Here is a 16,083-nt window from a genome sequence, read left to right as displayed (position 1 = left end):
TCTCAAAACAACACCGCCTTTTTACAGCGGTATTTATTTTATCCCCTTAAAATTTTAATTATGAAATTAAAGCTGATTAGTTGCTTGCTAACGCTTGTTATAAGTTTTTCTTTTGCTTCAAATGCCCACGCTATAGTTATAAAAAACACGGTTGAAGATGTAGCCGGCAGCCTTACCGGTACAGTTACCGACAAGGCCGATGGCAAACCCATTATAGGTGCTACCATAAGCATCCCCGATTTGCATACCGGCGCTATTACCAATGCCGATGGTAAATATGTTTTTAACCATGTACCTAAAGGCGTTTACCTAATCCAGATAAGCTATATAGGTTACTCTACTTTTAACCAAAAGGTTGATCTTTCAAAAACATCAGTATTTGATGTGGTACTTAAAGCATCAGCGCTGGAAGCAGGTGAGGTTATAGTTACCGGCGTAAGCAAGGCTACCGAAATAAAACGCAGCCCCGTGCCAATGGTTGCCGTGGGCAAAGCCTATCTTGACCAACGCGCGGCATCGGGTAACATTATCGACCAGATTGCAAGCCTGCCGGGCGTAAGCGCGGTAACCACAGGGCCCAATGTTTCCAAACCGTTTATCCACGGGTTGGGTTATAATCGTGTAATTACCCTTCAGGATGGTATCCGCCAGGAAGGCCAGCAATGGGGCGATGAACACGGTATTGAGGTTGATCAAAACTCAATTGACCGTATTGAAGTGATAAAAGGTCCCGCCAGCTTAACTTACGGCTCGGATGCTATTGGTGGTGTGGTTAACCTTATATCACCTGCGCCAGTTCCGGATGGAAAGATCTTAGGATCGGTACAGGGAATTTACGGCACCAACCAGGGCTTGCTAAACGGATCGTTCAGGCTACAGGGCAACAATAACGGCTTTGTATGGGGAACGGTAGTATCGGCAAAGGAAGCCAAAGATTACCAAAACCAGGTTGATGGCCGCGTATTTGCCACCAGCTACAAAGAAAAAGATGCCCGTTTAATGGTTGGCCTTAATAAATCATGGGGTTACTCTTACCTGCACGCGTCGGTTTTTGATGATGAGCAGTCCATACCCGACGGCAGCCGCGATTCAATCAGCCGCAAATTTACCCGCCAAATAACCGAGGACGGCGCCACAACTATAGTTCCCGAGTCGGAATTAAACTCGTACAAGATCCCGGTATTACACCAGCACGTACAGCTTTACCGTATTTACAATAACAGTAACTTTATTTTAGGCAGCGGAAACCTTATCGTGAACCTGGGCTATCAATTTAGCCACAGACGCGAATATACCCACCCTGAGGCAGGTGATATTGCCGGGTTAAACCTGCACCTTACTACCTATACTTACGATGTTAAATATAACTTTAACCTGGGTAATGATTACGAAACCACTTTTGGCGTTAACGGTCAATACCAGAATAATACCATTGGCGATGCTACTGACTTCCCTATCCCCGCTTATCATCAATTTGATATAGGGCCGTTTTTTGTAGTGAAGAAAAGCTACGGCAAGCTCGATCTGTCTGCAGGCGGACGGTTTGATATCCGGTCGTTTAAAAACAGCGCCGCTTATGTAGATACCTTGGGAGCCAACGGTTTCCCGCAATTGTATACCGGCAGTAACCCAACCGGCACCCCGAATGTAATATCACAGTTTGATGCGTTCAGCAAAACCTTCTCAGGTTTCTCTGGCAGTTTTGGCGCTACCTACAATGTATCTGACGCGTTTTTATTTAAAGGTAATATTGCCCGTGGTTTCAGGGCGCCAAGTATTGCCGAAATTTCGGCCAATGGCCCAGACCCGGGTTCACAGATCTACCACATAGGCGACCGCAGTTTTAAACCCGAGTTTAGCTTGCAGGAAGATCTGGGCGCATTTTTAACCCTGCCTAATATATCGGCCAGTGTTGAAATTTTTAATAACGACATCAGCAACTACATTTACCAGCAGCAGGTTTTAGATGCCAGCGGCAACCCGGTAATTACCCAGGGATATACCACTTTTACCTATGTGCAAAGCAAAGCCCGCATTTACGGCGGCGAACTGAATGTAGATCTTCACCCCGTATCATGGCTGCATTTTGAAAACGCCATGAGCCTTACCTACGGCGAAAACAAAGGCAATGGCGGCCCTGTTGCCGATAGCCTTAAATACCTGCCGTTTATCCCACCGCTGCATACCCACTCTGAATTGCGCGGAACTTTTAATGGTGGCTTCGGCAATGTAAAAAACCTGTACGCGTTTGTAGGCTTTGATCATTACAGCGCACAAAACCGCTTTTTTGCAGCATACGGTACAGAAACCGCTACACCGGGTTACAACCTTTTAAGCGCTGGCTTTGGCGGCAATATTGTAAACAAAGCAGGGCAGCCGGTATTGAAGTTGTTTATCGAAGGCACCAACCTTGCCAATGTAAACTATCAATCCAACATGAGCAGACTTAAGTATTTTGATAACCCGGAAACCGCTCCGGGCGTACAGCGCGGTATATTCAACATGGGCCGCAACATCAGCTTTAAAGTTGTAGTGCCGTTTGGCTTTAATGGTGGTAAAAAATCCTAACTATAACTAATTTATTTATTGAAAGTCCCCGCCTTGCAGTGGGGACTTTTTTGTTACGTTACTAAAGGCAAACCATTCAAATAGTCTATATGACTGTTAAGAGAAGATTGGTTGAGAATATTTGATTATTTTTGAACTAATAAAGTTTTGTCATGCTGAACGCAGTGAAGCATCTATTCGGCGCAGTACATATCGCCGTCAGATCCTTCATTCCTCAGGATGACAAACCTCAAATCTTTATCAAAGTGCTTATAACCGTTCAATCATTACAAGATCTTCCATCCACCGCCGAAGCTATTATTACAGGCTCGGCCAACAACCGTATATTTTTATTTTATGGCGATATGGGGGCAGGTAAAACCACGTTAATAAAAGAGTTGTGCAGCTTTTTAGGCACAAATGATGTGGTTACAAGTCCTACGTTTTCTATTGTCAACGAGTACCAGGTTGGCAAGGAAAGTATCTATCATTTTGATTTTTATCGCCTCAAAAACCAAACAGAAGCTTTGGATATGGGTTATGAAGAATATTTTTATGCCGGAGCTTACTGCTTTATTGAGTGGCCCGAGCGCATTCCCGATCTGCTGCCTGCACACTATAGCAACGTGCGGATAACGGTTGCCGGTGATGGCTCAAGGCTCGTCCAAATTGAAAATATTTAGTAAAATCATAAAGCGTTTTTTCTTATCTTCATCAGCCAGAAAAATAACATACAATGAGTTCAGGGATATACAGCGGGTTTTCAGACATTGCCAAGCAGGCCATGATGCAGCCACAAGAGTCGATGCTGGAGGTAAAAAGCAAAAAAGACAAGCTATACATCGGCATTCCCAAGGAGATCTCCTTCCAGGAAAACCGTATCCCACTAACGCCTTTATCCGTAGCTTTATTGGTTAATAACGGTCACCATGTAATGCTGGAAAGCAATGCGGGGCAGGCCGCCAATTTTAGCGATAAGGACTACAGCGAACAGGGCGCACATATTGTTTACGATACAAAATCTGTTTACGAAGCCGATATTATTATAAAGATAGCGCCACCCATGTTGCAGGAAATTGAGCTCATGAAATCTGGCCAGATCCTCATTTCGGCGCTGCAGCTGGCTACGTTAAAGGCCGATTGCCTGCTTGCCCTCATGAAAAAGAACGTTACCGCGCTATGCTTTGAGCACCTGCGAGATGAGGGTAATTCGTTAAGTGTAGTACGGGCCATGAGCGAAATTGTAGGAGCAACCTCCATACTTATCGCCGCCGAATATTTAAGTAATGTTTTTGAAGGCAAGGGCCTCATGCTGGGTGGCATTACCGGTGTACCCCCTACCGAAATTGTAATATTGGGCGCAGGTACGGTTGGCGAATATGCAGCGCGCACCGCCATATCATTAGGTGCCGAAGTAAAGGTTTTCGACCCGTCGATATATAAACTACGCCGTTTGCAAAACAATATTGGCAGCCGGGTATTTACCTCTGTTGTGCAGCCAATTGTATTGGAAAAAGCCATAACCACTTGCGATGTAGCCATTGGCGCCATAAGGGCCGAAGACGGCAGAAGCCCCTGCATTATATCAGAAGCTACCGTGAGCCGTATGAAACGAGATTCGGTGGTGATAGATGTGAGCATTGACCAGGGCGGTTGTTTTGAAACTTCGGAAGTTACTAATCACACCCATCCTGTATTCCGCAAGTATGATGTAATACATTATTGTGTGCCTAATATAGCCTCGCGCGTGGCACGTACGGCAACTTATGCGTTAACCAACATTTTTGCACCAATTTTATTGGATATTGGCGAGCAGGGCGGCATTAAAAACGTGATCTGGCAAAAATCGGGTGTGCGTAACGCCGTATATATTTACCAGGGGCAGCTTACCAATAAACACATTGGCGAGAGGTTCGGCATCCCTTGTAAAGATCTCGACCTGCTTATTGTATCAAATCGTTAAATAAAAATCCTATGCGCCGCTTAACGCTTTTACTTGTTCTTATTATTGCAGGTATAGGTGCACAGGCGCAGCATTATAAGTATATCGATAGTACAAAGATCAGCGGTGTTAAAGCTTATACACGGGAGGTAAAAAACAACCCCGATAAACAATTAATAGAGATCAAACAATTGATCCCAGATATTGTACTGGACATTCGCTATGCGACAATCAATAACTTCATGCACCGCCGCATGTACCTGCAGCCCAAGGCTTATGCCCGTCTGCCTGTAGTCAAAGCCCTGCAACAAGTACAGGCCGACTTACACACCCGCGGACTGGCCCTTAAAATTTACGATGCCTACCGTCCGTATGCCGTTACCGTAAAGTTTTATGAGATGACACCCGACACCAATTTTGTGGCCAATCCGCGGCTGGGATCAAAACATAACCGCGGCTGCGCTATCGACTTAAGCCTCATCGATATTAAAACCGGTAAAGAGCTGGATATGCCAACGGGATTTGATAGTTTCAGCAAAAAAGCCAGCGCCAATTATGCCGGCATCAGCAAACTGCAAATGGCCAACCGCGAACTGCTTAAAACTATTATGAGCGCGCATGGCTTTACCGTGTTACCTACCGAGTGGTGGCATTATGACTTTAACGGCTGGCATAATTATGAATTGCTGGATATCCCGTTTTCGGCATTGTAAATAATTTTTTTAAGCGGTTTTTACTTCACCAGGTTTTTAAAGGCACTAAAATTGCTTAGTCATAAGCCGGTTATCAATAATTAAAAAAATAACGCATGAAAGTTTTCAGCAAAGAATACGCAAAACAGCTTTGGAAGGTATTAATTGCCAGTTTCAGTGGCTTTTCTTCCGATAATGGCTTAAAGCTGAGCGCGTCTTTGGCCTATTATACCGTGTTTTCCATAGCTCCGCTGCTCATCATAGTAATATCTGTAGCTGGCCTTGTTTTTGGACAGGATGCCGCTTCAAACAGGCTATATCCGCAAATTGAACATTATGTGGGGGCAGGTGCCGCCCATCAAATTCAGGATATTTTAACGCACCTGGCGCTCTCGGGTAAATCGGGCATTGCGGTGGTAATTGGTATCATCACGCTGCTGTTGGGTGCCAGTAGTATTTTTATTGAGATACAGGATTCATTGAACATGATCTGGCGGGTAAAGGCCAAACCAAAACGTGGCTGGGTGCAGTTATTAAAAAACAGGTTTGTATCATTCTCATTGATAATAAGCCTTGGTTTTTTATTGCTGGCGACACTTGCTATTAATCTTGTTATGGACGCGTTAAGCAGCCGGCTCCAGGATTTTATACCCGCAGTAACCGGGCTATTATTAAAGGGGATAAACATTGCCATTACGCTGGTAGTAATTACCGTTTTGTTTGGCATCATCTTTAAATTTTTGCCCGATGTTAAAATTAAATGGCGCGATGTGCGTTCGGGTGCATTCTTTACCGCCCTGCTTTTTATGCTGGGTCAATACATTATTAGCCTGTATATTCAATACACAGCGCAAGGATCGGCCTATGGGGCGGCAGGTTCCATCATCGTTATCCTCGTCTGGATCTATTATACATCGGCCATATTGTACATCGGTGCCGAATTTACGCAGGTTTATGCCGAAGCATCGGGCAGCCATATTGAACCGGCCGATTACGCAGTATCCGTTCAGCAAACCGAAGTGGAGCGGCAGGTGAAAAGCCTCCCCCCGCAGAACCCCGAGCTCCAGGGGAACCTAAAAAAAAGTGAGCCGGCTGCGAAGGGATAAAGGACGGATGGAGCAAGGAATAAGGATTTGAATTTGAGTCCTTGTTCCTTACTCCTTCAGATCATATTCCCAACAGGTCTTTTCTCCTTGTTCTTTTCATCCTTGTTCCCAACAAATCCCTCTTCATACTAAACTCACGGATTCTTCGTATATTCGTATATTAATTTTAATATAAAATGGAAATTAAAGATTCAGAATACGTTTATAAAAACGTAATACAAGTAAATGAGCAGGATGCATCACGTAAATTTATAGCTAATGTATTTTTATGGATGTTTGTTGCTTTAGGTTTATCAGCCTTTTGCGCTTTTGTCTTTTCACAAAACCAGGCATTATATGAAATGCTTAGGGATCCGGCCACAGGCCGTAACACCGGCTTAGGTACAATAGTAATGTTTGCGCCGCTGGCTTTTGTTTTAATTATTTCTTTTGGTTTTAACCGATTGTCATATGGTGTTGCGGCATTGCTGTTTATCGCTTTTTCAGCAGTTATGGGTGTTAGTTTAAGCTATATACTCCAGATTTATACAAGCGGCTCTGTTATTGGCGTATTTGCTACTACCTCTGTGGTTTTTGGTATAATGGCAATAGCCGGTTACACAACCAGTACTGATTTAACCAACTTTGGTTCAATTATGATAATGGGCCTTATCGGTATTATCATCGCATCTGTAATTAATATGTTTATGCATAGCTCGACTTTAGAGTATGTGATCAGCTATGTTGGTATAGCTGTATTTGTGGGCTTAACTGCTTATGATGTACAAAAACTGAAACGTATTGGTGCCGGTTTAGAATATGGTGATGCATCTGCAGGTAAATTGGCGCTTTTAGGCGGATTAACGCTGTACCTCGATTTCATCAACCTTTTCCTGATGATCCTGCGTTTATTCGGCAGAAGAAGATAATAGTCATTTAAGATCTTATTATGAAAAGCTGCCTGCAAAGGCGGCTTTTTTTGTGCCTCACCCCAACCCCTCTCCCTTGGAGAGGGGTAATAGCCCATGAAAAGACAGATGAGTAACCCCTACGGGGCATAATCCACTTGATGTTTTTTTTACAAACAGGTAGTCCCTACGGGACATAAAAGAATTTGCAATATTGATAGGAGACAGCAGGTTTTTATGTACCGTAGGGACTACCTGTTTGTAGCCTAATAGAAAAATAATGAATTTGTCCCCATCGGGGACTACCCACGTTCTTTTATTCCACAATGTCTTTTCACGCCTATTATGCTCCAAGGGAAAAGGGGGGTTCAAAAATCTTGAATATCCTCTCCAAAGGAGAGGATATGGGTGAGGCTTTAATTTTACGCGGCATACACATTCAGGGATAGATAAACTATTGCATTTTATCGCTTTATTATGCACCTTTGCAGTGCTTATGGAGAAAGACGGAGGGATTAGACCCTGCGATGTCTTAGCAACCTGTGCTTCACAAGGTGCTACATTCTACTCAGCCAGCCAAAAGGCCCTGGGAAAGATAAGCGAAAGTCATGATAACACCCGACTTTTCGATGTAAGCTATATTTAGATTTGAGATATTAGATGTGAGATTTGAGATAGCTCCGCTTTTTCCATCTGTCGCAATTAATACCTTTTTATTTAGATATGAGAATTGATTTGCTGTGATAATTCATTTTGATCTCACATCTCACATCTCATATCTCACATCTCAAAAATGGACATTAGACAAGAATTAGAAAAACGCATCCTGGTTATTGACGGGGCTATGGGTACCATGATACAGCGGTACCAGCTAACCGAACGGGATTTTCGCGGGGAAAGGTTTAAAGATCACACGAGTGATTTGCAGGGAAATAATGACCTTTTGAATATCACCCGCCCCGATATTATCAAAGCCATCCATGCCGAATACCTGGAGGCTGGCGCAGATATTATTGAAACAAATACCTTTAGCACACAAATTATTTCCCTTGCCGATTATAAGCTGGAAGAGCTGGCCTATGAGCTGAGCTATGAAGGCGCCCGCCTGGCCCGCGAAGTAGCACAAGAATATACTTTAAAAAATCCCGGCAAACCGCGTTTTGTGGCGGGTGCTGTTGGTCCTACCAATCGTACCGCTTCGCTCTCGCCAGATGTTAATGACCCTGGTTATCGCGCCGTATCATTTGATGACCTTGCCGAGGCTTATTACACCCAGGTAAGGGGTTTGGTAGATGGCGGCAGCGATATGCTGCTGGTGGAAACCATATTTGATACGCTGAATGCCAAAGCGGCCTTGTTTGCCATAAACCGTTACGCCGAAGAATCGGGCAAGCATTTGCCTATCATGATTTCAGGTACTATTACCGATGCCTCTGGTCGTACGCTTTCCGGGCAAACTGTTGAGGCTTTCTGGAACTCTATTAACCATGCCAACCTGCTATCGGTAGGATTGAATTGTGCATTGGGCGCCAAAGAAATGAGGCCTCACCTTGCCGAACTATCCGAAAAAGCGAATGTATATATCTCTGCCTATCCAAACGCGGGCCTGCCTAATGAGTTTGGACAGTATGACGAAACCGCGCATGAAACCGCGCACCAGATAGATGATTTTATAAAAGCCGGACTGGTAAATATCGTTGGTGGTTGCTGTGGCACCACGCCCGAGCACATCAAATGTATTGCCGAAAAAGCAGCCAAATACCCGCCAAGGCGACTACCCGAAATTGCGCCATACATGCGCCTGAGCGGTTTAGAAGCGGTAACTATTACCCCCGAAAGCATTTTTGTGAACGTGGGCGAGCGTACCAACATCACCGGATCGCCAAAATTCTCTAAGCTGATACTGGCCGAGGATTACGAGGCTGCCCTTGCCGTTGCCCTGCAACAGGTTGAAGGCGGCGCGCAGGTTATCGACATTAACATGGATGAGGGTATGATTGATTCGGAAGCGGTGATGGTAAAATTCCTGAACCTTGTAGCTTCTGAACCCGATATTGCCAAGCTGCCCATCATGATCGATTCCTCCAAATGGACGGTTATTGAGGCCGGGTTAAAATGTATCCAGGGAAAAGGCATCGTGAATTCCATTTCCCTTAAAGAGGGCGAAGAAAAGTTTAAAGAACAGGCCCGGAAAATACTGAGCTACGGCGCAGCAACGGTTGTAATGGCCTTTGACGAAACCGGACAGGCCGACTCATTGGAACGTCGTAAAGAGATCTGCGGCCGCTCTTACAATATATTGGTAAATGAGGTTGGTTTCCCGCCCCAGGATATCATTTTCGACCCGAACATATTAACCGTTGCAACCGGACTTGAAGAACATAATAACTACGCGGTAGACTTTATTGAAGCTACCCGTTGGATAAAACAAAATCTCCCCTACGCCAAAGTAAGCGGCGGGGTAAGTAACATATCATTCTCCTTTAGGGGTAACAATGTAGTACGCGAGGCTATGCACTCGGCATTTTTATACCACGCTATTGGCGCCGGAATGGATATGGGTATTGTTAACGCCGGGATGCTGGAGGTTTACCAGGAAATTGATAAAACACTGCTGGAACTGGTAGAAGACGTGCTGCTTAACCGCCGCGACGATGCCACCGAGCGCCTGGTTGAATATGCCGATACCATTAAAAGCAAAGGTAAAGAGATAGTGCGTGATGAAGAGTGGCGCAAAGGCACCGTTCAGGCACGATTGTCGCACGCGCTGGTAAAGGGTATTATTGAATACCTGGACGATGATGTGGAAGAAGCCCGCCAAACTTACGCCAAGCCACTGGAAGTAATTGAAGGCCCGCTAATGGATGGTATGAACATCGTAGGCGATTTATTTGGAGCCGGTAAAATGTTTTTGCCGCAGGTGGTAAAATCGGCCCGGGTAATGAAAAAGGCGGTGGCTTACCTGCTGCCCTTCATCGAACTGGAAAAACAACGCGTTATTGATGCGGGTGAAGATAGTAGCGGCAGTCGCGCCAATGCTGGTAAAATACTAATGGCCACCGTAAAGGGCGATGTACACGATATTGGTAAAAACATTGTAGGTGTGGTGCTGGCCTGTAACAACTTCGAGGTTATTGACCTTGGGGTGATGGTGCCCGCACAAAGGATCATCGAAGAAGCTAAAAAGCAAAACGTAGATATTATTGGTCTTAGCGGTTTAATTACCCCATCGCTTGATGAAATGGTGCATTTTGCTAAGGAAATGGAACGCGAAGGTTTTACTATTCCGCTTATCATTGGTGGGGCTACCACTTCGCGCATTCATGCGGCGGTTAAAGTTGCGCCAAATTATTCCGGCGCTGCCATACACGTATTGGATGCATCGCGCAGCGTAACGGTTTGCAGCAGCTTAATGAACAGGGATAACCGCGATAGCTATATCCAGGGCATCAAAGATGAGTACGCTAAAGCCCGCGAAGCGCATTTGAATAAAAAATCAGACAAGCGCTTTGTCACCATTGATGACGCTCGCAAAGGCAGGTTCCAGATCAGTCTGGATGGGGATGTTGTGCCTAAGCCTGCATTTACCGGCACAAAGGTATTTGAATCGTACCCGCTGGAAGAGTTGTTGCCTTATATTGATTGGACACCATTTTTCCATACCTGGGAACTGCGCGGCAGCTATCCAAAAATATTTGCCGATAAGTTTGTGGGCGACGAAGCCAAAAAACTTTTTGACGATGCGCAGGAACTATTAAAGAAGATAGTAAAAGAAAAATTGCTTCACGCAAACGGCGTAATAGGCTTTTGGCCTGCCAACAGCGTGGGCGATGATATTGAATTATATGCCGATGAAAGTCGCACACAAGTTTTAACCCGCATCCATACGCTGCGCCAACAGGCTGAAAAGGTTAAAGGCGATCCGTATTATGCCTTGTCGGATTTTATAGCGCCGAAAGAAAGCGGAGTGCCCGATTACTTTGGCGGCTTTGCCGTAACCACCGGTATTGGCTGCGACGAACTGGTGGCCGAATTTGAACGCGATCATGACGACTATAACAGCATCATGGCCAAAGCCCTTGCCGATCGGCTGGCCGAAGCCTTTGCAGAAAAAATGCACGAACTGGTGCGTAAAGAACATTGGGGCTACAGCAAAGGAGAACAGCTAAGTACCGACGATTTAATCAAGGAAGAATACCAGGGAATCCGCCCGGCACCGGGTTATCCCGCCTGTCCGGATCATACTGAAAAAACAACACTTTTCGATCTGTTAAAAGCTGAAGACAACGCCAAGATGCACCTTACCGAAAGCCTGGCCATGACACCGGCGGCCGCTGTAAGTGGTTTCTATTTCGCTCATCCGCAAGCCCGGTACTTTGGATTGGGCAAGATCAGTAAAGACCAGGTGGAGGATTACGCGGTAAGAAAGAATATGCCCTTGGAAGATGTAGAAAGATGGCTTGGGCCGAATATTAATTATTGATCTGAGGTGTGTTATGAGAGGTGTGAGGTGTGTGAAAAAACAAAAACAGAATGACTTATAAAGATCTTGATGTTTGGAAAGAAGCAAGAGTTTTAGTAAAACTTGTTTACGAGAATTTAGCCAACTTCCCAAAAGATGAAATTTTCGCGTTGCAATCGCAGATAAAAAGAGCAGCTGTTTCTATTCCTTCAAATATTGCTGAAGGGTCAGGGCGAAATCATCGTAAAGATTCTTTGCAATTTTTTTATATAGCTCGCGGCTCTGCCTACGAACTGGAAACACAACTGTTTCTTTCTTTAGATCTTGGTTTCATAAATGAAGAAACGCTAAACTTGTTACTGAATCAAATTGAAATTGTGAGAAAAACTTTGTCCGGATTAATTAATTACTATAAATCGAAACTTGAGAGTAACTAACTCAGACCTCACAAACCACGAACCAGTCCACAGAACATGAAGATTACCGAACACATCGCCAACGCCAACGGCAAAACACTATTCTCCTTTGAATTGATCCCCCCACTAAAAGGGCAGAGCATTCAGGGTATTTATGATGCTATCGACCCTTTGATGGAGTTTAAGCCGCCGTTTATTGATGTTACATCGCTGCGCGAGGATTTTATTTATAAAGAGCACGATAACGGCCTGCTGGAAAAACTGAGCTATCGTAAACGCCCGGGCACCATTGCTATTTGCGCGGCTATCATGAATAAATACAAGGTAGATACTGTACCACACTTGCTATGCGGTGGTTTTACTAAAGACGAAACTGAGAACGGGCTGGTCGATCTGCAATTTTTGGGTATTGAGAATGTGCTGGTACTTCGCGGCGATGCTCGCCGGGGTGATGCCTCCTTTGTGCCTACGCCAAACGGCCACAACTATGCTACCGATCTGTTAAAGCAGGTTGTAAACATGAACAACGGTATTTACCTGCACGAGCATAACGACGAAAGTCTTAAGACAGATTTCTGCATTGGTATTGCCGGCTATCCAGAAAAACATTTCGAAGCGCCAAACCTGAAAACAGATTTTAAATACCTGAGACAAAAGGTAGATATGGGTGCAAATTTCATTGTTACCCAAATGTTTTTTGACAACCAAAAATATTTCGACTTTGTAAATAACTGCCGGGCAAATGGTATTACCGTACCTATAATTCCGGGCTTAAAACCGGTTACCACTTCAAAGCAACTCATCAACCTGGCCAAAACTTTTCATATAGATATGCCCGAAGATCTTTGCGATGCAGTTAACAGCTGCAAAACCGAAAAAGATGTGAAAGACATAGGTGTAGAGTGGATGATAAACCAATGCCGCGAACTGATAAAATTTGGCGTGCCAGTGCTTCACTTTTATACCATGAGCAACGCCGGTCCTACTAAACGGATAGCCGAGGCTATTTTTTAGAAACACATCTAAATGCGCCAGAAATTTTGGCTAAAGCCATTTCAGGCGCGCTTAATTAACCGTTAGCTGAAGCCGAACGGCAATGAATAAAAGGGATAGAGTAAATAAAATCCAAATTCATTGCCGTCCCCATTTATGGGACGGATAACGTAAGATTGGGCAATGGCTTTAGCCGAATTTTCATAGCTGTTTCCCGGCTTAGCAGATTTGTATATCTTTTTAATTTCTTATATATTCATATCACCAATTTATGGATGTATTTAGTCATATAAAATCTGTTATCGGTATTATCCTGAGTTTGAGCATTGCCCATTTGCTAAAGGGGGCAGCTAAGCAAATTCAACATCCCGATCGTAACAAGCCTTATTGGGTGCATTCGCTATGGTCGTTTTATTTGTTTTTATTACTGCTGCATTTCTGGTGGTGGGAATTTAACCTGCACGATATTAAGCACTGGCTTTTTGCTGAGTATTTCTTTATCATCATTTACATTGTTATTTACTACAGCGTTTGCGCCCTGTTATACCCAGAGGATCTTAAAGACTATAAGGATTACGAGGATTATTTTTACTCCCGCCGCAAATGGATCTTCGGAATACTGGGTGTAAGCTACCTGATGGATCTGGTTGATACCTGGATAAAAGGAGCGGCCTATCTTCACCATTACTCCATTGAATACCCTATCCGCAACATTAGTCATTTTTTATTGTGCCTGGTAGCCATGCGGGTGAGCAATCGTACATTTCACGCTGTACTGGTAATCGTTTTCATTTTATATGAGTGCTCATACATATTACGACTGTTTTAACCGCCGCAACGCCTGTTTACAGCTAAAAACCGTGCATTTTCCCGAACGTACAAATACAGTTTATGATACGTAGAAATACGCAATATGAGTAGGTGTTTTATTTCGGCATTCGATATATTGCACTGATAATAAAATACTTATATACTAACCTGCCATACACGGTATTTGTAGGGGAATTTGCCGCCATGTTGAAATAATAACTTAATTATCTTAGTTTTATCCCAAGTAAAAACCCTAAACTATTTTATTAAATCATGGAAAAACAAGAAAACAGATCAGTTATCACCGGCGAAGAGGGTGGCCCTATTGATTTTGAACAAGCAGCAAGCTGGACAGCCAACCACAGGCACCGTCATCCCAATGAAACCGTATCTCAATTTTTTGGAGAAAAGATCCTCAACACCATTTTAAACCAGGACGGATGCAAGGGCATTCGCATTTATTATGCCAATAGCCAGCGCTTAACCGGATGGCAGCAGTTTTTTGTAAACGTAGGCAACTTTTTTATTAAGGTGGTAGCCAATGCCGAAGGCGAAAAGAAATTTGTTATAACAGGAGTTACCTCCGATGGTGAAGACCAATTACCAGGCGATGCGCACAAGGATGTTGCAGGCGGATCGGAAAGTATAAAAACATTTAAGTTATCGGCAACGGCGCCCGTTACCAACGTACTTGGCGATCAATCCTATCCTTGCCCCGGCTCTGGAGGATGCCCTAAAGGCGGGTTAGCAGGTAACTAATAACCTGTAAAGGTTTTATAAATTATAATTGTAAGGTATATGTCTGAAGATATTACAGTTACATTGGCCTTTGTATCTACGATGTCGGGATTTATACCAGTGCTTGCTGCACTTTATAATTATAAGCATCTTGATAAAGTATTAAAAATAGCGGCCCTGTTTTTTCTTATCTCCTGCACTTTTGATCCCATTATGTGGATAATGGTGAACCTGGGCGAAAAGAACAACATGCCTATGATGCATGTTAACGTAGCTACGTCACTTGTTTTTTATACGCTCATTTATTATTGCCTGTTTAACAACGCCGTACTTAAAAAGGTTACGCTGGCAATTGCAGCAATTACGCTGACAATAATGCTTGCTTTTAATCATGATATACATCAGTACCCTACAGTTTCAAATACAGCCTTAAGTATCTCTTTAATCGTACTTTCGCTTATATATTTTTACCAGCTGTTAAATCCGTTAAAGTTTGTGGATATCGAAAAACAGGGCTTGTTCTGGATAAACGCAGGCGTGCTTTTTTATTCATCTGTTAACATATTCCTGTTTATGATCCTTACCCAAATACCGGTTGATGTTCAGAAAAACTATTTAGTAATTAACAGTATAACCAACATAATTGCCAATATATTATTTTCAGTAGGATTACTTTGCAAACCACAGAAAACAGCCTGATACCTGTACTTATTATAGGTACGCTTGTAGTTGTTGTACTTATTACCTGTTTGTTCTTCTTTGTGATAATTTACCAGCGTAAAATGATCAAGAACCAAACAGAGCTGCGCGCCTTACATGACGAGCGGCAAAGCGAGCTCATGAGCGCTGTTTTTGAAACCCAGGAAAGCGAACGCAAGCGCCTGGCCGAAGATTTACATGATAGTGTGGGTCAGGTACTCTCTGCCATAAAGCTTAACCTGCACCGGCTGGATAAGAATTGCATCAGCGAAACTACCCAGCCCCTGCTTATGGATACGCGTAAGCTTACCGACGAATGTATTCAGGAGATCCGCAATATTATTCATAATGTATTGCCGCCTGTACTTACCGATTACGGGCTGCTGGTTGCGCTGGAGGCCCTGAGTAATAAGGTAGAGCAAACAACGCACATCAAAGTAAAGTTCAGCAAAAAAATAGCCGATCAGCGGTTTCCGCATGATATTGAGCTTGCGCTTTATCGTATTGCGCAGGAACTATTTGGCAATGCCATTAAACACTCGGATGCTACAGTTATATATTTTACTATTACCCACGATGCCGGGATGCTGGTAATGGAGTTTAAGGATAACGGGGTTGGCTTTAATCTGGGTGAAGTAAAACAAGGCTTCGGAATAAAGAACCTGGAGAGCCGTGTACAATTAATAAATGGCGATATAAATATCTATAGTAAACCGCTAAGTGGCACACTTACCACTATTAAATTAAAAATAGCATAGTTTGTATCTTTAAACTATATTTATTGACATTTT

13 protein-coding genes and 1 riboswitch are annotated in these 16,083 nt (G+C 43.7%); all 13 genes read left to right on the top strand.

The window, feature by feature from the left end; genetic code table 11:
• Window positions 1-60: 60 nt before the first annotated feature.
• Window positions 61-2,568: a TonB-dependent receptor gene (locus tag BLS59_RS10900; RefSeq protein WP_091149036.1), complete on the top strand. Its 2,508-nt coding sequence runs from the start codon at window positions 61-63 to the stop codon at window positions 2,566-2,568.
• A gap of 152 nt (window positions 2,569-2,720) precedes the next feature.
• On the top strand, window positions 2,721-3,230 hold the full coding sequence (gene tsaE, locus BLS59_RS10895) for a tRNA (adenosine(37)-N6)-threonylcarbamoyltransferase complex ATPase subunit type 1 TsaE (RefSeq protein ID WP_317039759.1): 510 nt from the start codon (window positions 2,721-2,723) through the stop codon (window positions 3,228-3,230).
• A 53-nt stretch (window positions 3,231-3,283) separates the two neighbouring features.
• A complete protein-coding gene (locus BLS59_RS10890) occupies window positions 3,284-4,510 on the top strand; it encodes an alanine dehydrogenase (RefSeq protein WP_091149033.1) in 1,227 nt (408 codons plus the stop codon).
• Between the two features lie 11 nt (window positions 4,511-4,521).
• Window positions 4,522-5,202 carry a M15 family metallopeptidase gene (locus BLS59_RS10885; protein ID WP_091149031.1) on the top strand — a complete coding sequence of 227 codons (681 nt, stop codon included), beginning with the start codon at window positions 4,522-4,524 and terminating at the stop codon, window positions 5,200-5,202.
• Between the two features lie 95 nt (window positions 5,203-5,297).
• A complete protein-coding gene (locus BLS59_RS10880; protein ID WP_091149029.1) occupies window positions 5,298-6,287 on the top strand; it encodes a YihY/virulence factor BrkB family protein in 990 nt (329 codons plus the stop codon).
• 176 nt (window positions 6,288-6,463) lie between these two features.
• Window positions 6,464-7,195: a Bax inhibitor-1/YccA family protein gene (locus BLS59_RS10875; protein ID WP_091149027.1), complete on the top strand. Its 732-nt coding sequence runs from the start codon at window positions 6,464-6,466 to the stop codon at window positions 7,193-7,195.
• Between the two features lie 470 nt (window positions 7,196-7,665).
• A riboswitch (SAM riboswitch) is annotated at window positions 7,666-7,776 on the top strand.
• 191 nt (window positions 7,777-7,967) lie between these two features.
• Window positions 7,968-11,657 (top strand): methionine synthase, encoded by a 3,690-nt coding sequence (gene metH / locus BLS59_RS10870; protein WP_091149024.1) that lies wholly within the window; start codon window positions 7,968-7,970, stop codon window positions 11,655-11,657.
• 50 nt (window positions 11,658-11,707) lie between these two features.
• Window positions 11,708-12,073, top strand: a complete 366-nt coding sequence (locus BLS59_RS10865) for a four helix bundle protein (RefSeq protein ID WP_091149022.1) — start codon at window positions 11,708-11,710, stop codon at window positions 12,071-12,073.
• Between the two features lie 36 nt (window positions 12,074-12,109).
• Entirely contained in the window at window positions 12,110-13,066 is a 957-nt protein-coding gene (gene metF, locus BLS59_RS10860; RefSeq protein WP_091149019.1) for a methylenetetrahydrofolate reductase [NAD(P)H], read from the top strand.
• Window positions 13,067-13,316: 250 nt separating this feature from the next.
• Complete coding sequence (locus tag BLS59_RS10855) at window positions 13,317-13,874, top strand: hypothetical protein (protein ID WP_091149016.1); 558 nt, start codon at window positions 13,317-13,319, stop codon at window positions 13,872-13,874.
• 254 nt (window positions 13,875-14,128) lie between these two features.
• Complete coding sequence (locus tag BLS59_RS10850; protein ID WP_091149014.1) at window positions 14,129-14,614, top strand: hypothetical protein; 486 nt, start codon at window positions 14,129-14,131, stop codon at window positions 14,612-14,614.
• Between the two features lie 39 nt (window positions 14,615-14,653).
• Entirely contained in the window at window positions 14,654-15,292 is a 639-nt protein-coding gene (locus BLS59_RS10845; RefSeq protein ID WP_091149010.1) for a hypothetical protein, read from the top strand.
• The gene (locus BLS59_RS10840) at window positions 15,268-16,050 is read left to right on the top strand and encodes a sensor histidine kinase (protein WP_091149007.1); all 783 of its coding nucleotides are present in this window, start codon (window positions 15,268-15,270) and stop codon (window positions 16,048-16,050) included. Before BLS59_RS10845 ends, BLS59_RS10840 begins: the two co-directional genes overlap by 25 nt.
• Window positions 16,051-16,083 lie beyond the last annotated feature (33 nt).

Origin of the sequence: Mucilaginibacter pineti, from assembly GCF_900101875.1 — a bacterium.
GTDB classification, from domain to species: domain Bacteria; phylum Bacteroidota; class Bacteroidia; order Sphingobacteriales; family Sphingobacteriaceae; genus Mucilaginibacter; species Mucilaginibacter pineti.
The sequence above is the reverse complement of the archived record's forward strand: the minus strand, read 5'-3'. Positions and strand labels throughout refer to the sequence as shown.